Below are 2,311 nucleotides of genomic sequence, written 5' to 3'. Positions count from 1 at the left end.
AACTGTAACCAGGGGAAGGCTGGGAGCGATTTCCCTGACGGCCTCAACCTGGTTCACCCCGACCATAGCCAGTTTAGGCGTGGTCTCCTTCAGGAAATAGGCCAGCTCCCGTTTCGTAAAAGCCGGGTTAAGGGGAACGCTGATGGCCCCGATCTTGAGGACGGCGAGATGCGCCACGACCCAGCTTACACATTTTGGCAAAAAGAGGACGGCGCAGTCTCCCTGGCCAAGCCCCATCCTTTTGAAGGAACGGGCCATGCAATCGGAATCCTCATCCAGATCGTGAAAGGAAAGGCGTGTCTCGATTTCCCGGCCGCGTAAAAAAGTCAGGGCGCGCTTCTGATCCATGCGGCGCAAAGACCCCTGGATGAGGTGAATCAGGGGCTCTCTTTTCATTTTTTTCTGCGGCCAAACTGACTGCATCGCTTCAGACATCCTGGCAACTCTGCCTTCCTGCTGTTTTCTTCCTCTGGTTTCTTTTCGCTGATGCTTTTCACCGTATCAAAGGAGGGTTTGCCCGACAACTGCTTTTTCAATTCCTGAAACGGCGGGATATTAAGGCATGAATTGTTCAATCAAGGGGAATAGGGCGCACATTTTCAGCGGCCTGGCGCACCATCGGTTAAGAGGGGCTAGCCTTTTCAAAAGGAACGTATTTATATCCTCGCTCCTGGGCCGGGCCCGGAAGCGAGGAAACACAACCTTTTCTCAATTTTTCAAGACTTAACGCCGTGAAGATTCACTGACGTACAGTGAACTTCTTATCCAGCTTGGCCATTTTTTCAACGATCCCGCCGTATTCCAGTTCGCTGTAAGGCAGCATCGCCGCGCCGAAGAACCCCTGCCGGCGGATATCCAGGGCCCGGCGCGATACATCATCCCGGACGTGATCCCAGAAGGGGTGGTCAAAGGCGTCCACCGGCTCGGTCAGCTGCCCTTCATGGACGCAGAAGGCGGAGCAACTCACCACGGGCGGCCCGTCGAAATAGGACACGGTGGAGCCGCGTTTCACCGGCATGAAGGGGCCGGTATGGCTGCCGCGCATGAATCCGGCCACCAATGGCGCGATGCTAAAAGGGGACAGGACCTCGCCCGTGGCCGGGAAGTTCCCCTGAGTCCGGACCAGCATGATGGGATCGTCTTTGCCCACGTATTTTCCGGCGATATTTTGCAGGCGCGTGGTGCTCACCGCTACCGCCACCTCGCCGTCGGTGCGCGAGTGGATCGCTTCAACCACAAAACGCTCAGGATCGCGCAGAAGTGCGGCAATATCGTATAGCTCTTCAGGGGCGTTAAGTTCAATGACCCGCTCGGCCTCGATGTAGCTGACATCCATGATCGTAAACTTAAATCCCGAGGCCATCTTGGGTGAGAGGAGCAAACCGGCGCAGTGCATGGGATCGGTAAAGCCCAGGTAAAGCGGCAGGTTATAGGCGCCAGGATCGGTCTTGTCAGCGGCAAAGAACAGAAACGGCTCGTTCGGCCGCTCCTCAAACTCCAACTCAGCCACAGCCGGACCCATGCCTTTGATGTTGCCAGAAAAGGCGTCCTTGAGAAGGTCCTGGCCGGCCCCATACAAGCCCTGCTCCTTGGCCACTTCGGTACCGGCCACAAAGGCGTCCCAGGCCAGCTTATGCACCTTTTCGCTGTCCACGCCCTGTTCATGAGTGCAAAGTATGGCAATATCGTCGCCCGTGGAACTCACTTGAAAGTCAATGATCACCCCTTTTGAACGCTGCTTCACAAACTCCTGGACACGATCGAGAAGGGCCTGGCTGGGGCAGATATGCCCGCCTATACTGCCGATGTCTGCCTTGATGGCGCTGAGAGTAATTCGCATTATTCTTCCTCCTTTTACTAGGTTTTTATTGGTTATTTCAAGTAGTTATTTCATATTGTAACTTTGCCAAAGGGATTAATCATCATCCCACCATACATCAGAGGCAGAGTTTTTACAATTACTTAAAACTCTCAAGGCCTTGGTTGAGCGCGTGCCTGACTTGCAAAGGATTGACTTTCAGGACCGATTTTATAATTATTAGGCATACTGGAAAAAATTACAGGGACGTCAGACCTTTCGCGCCGCAAGGAAAGGCCGGGAGAACTGAGAGAGGCACATGACGCCTTCTTTGAGAAATGGCTGCCTGAAAGCGGGTATCAGCCTGAAGACCAGCCGTGTTATGAGCTTTATTACGGCGACCCCAAGGACAATCCGGAAAATAAATTTATCTTTGATATCTGCCTTCCGGTCAAGCCGTTGTAAGCAGAGCAAATAGCAAGAACACGTTCCGATTGAAAAGGTTTGAGATTG

The 2,311-nt window shown here is 53.4% G+C and carries 3 protein-coding genes; 1 reads left to right on the top strand and 2 read right to left on the bottom strand.

Annotation, left to right across the window (positions count from 1 at the left end; genetic code table 11):
• Both JRI95_17050 and JRI95_17045 read right to left on the bottom strand, forming a co-directional pair.
• Positions 1-396: AMP-binding protein (locus tag JRI95_17050; GenBank protein ID MBW2063253.1), on the bottom strand; the 396-nt coding region annotated here is incomplete at its 3' end.
• 343 nt (positions 397-739) lie between these two features.
• On the bottom strand, positions 740-1,840 hold the full coding sequence (locus JRI95_17045) for a fructose 1,6-bisphosphatase (GenBank protein ID MBW2063252.1): 1,101 nt from the start codon (positions 1,838-1,840) through the stop codon (positions 740-742).
• Between the two features lie 204 nt (positions 1,841-2,044).
• On the opposite strand from JRI95_17045, the gene JRI95_17040 reads away from it, so the two are divergent.
• A complete protein-coding gene (locus JRI95_17040; GenBank protein MBW2063251.1) occupies positions 2,045-2,263 on the top strand; it encodes a GyrI-like domain-containing protein in 219 nt (72 codons plus the stop codon).
• The last annotated feature ends 48 nt before the right edge of the window (positions 2,264-2,311 follow it).

Source organism: Deltaproteobacteria bacterium (assembly GCA_019308995.1).
Taxonomy (GTDB): Bacteria; Desulfobacterota; Desulfarculia; order Adiutricales; family JAFDHD01; genus JAFDHD01.
The sequence above is the reverse complement of the archived record's forward strand: the minus strand, read 5'-3'. Positions and strand labels throughout refer to the sequence as shown.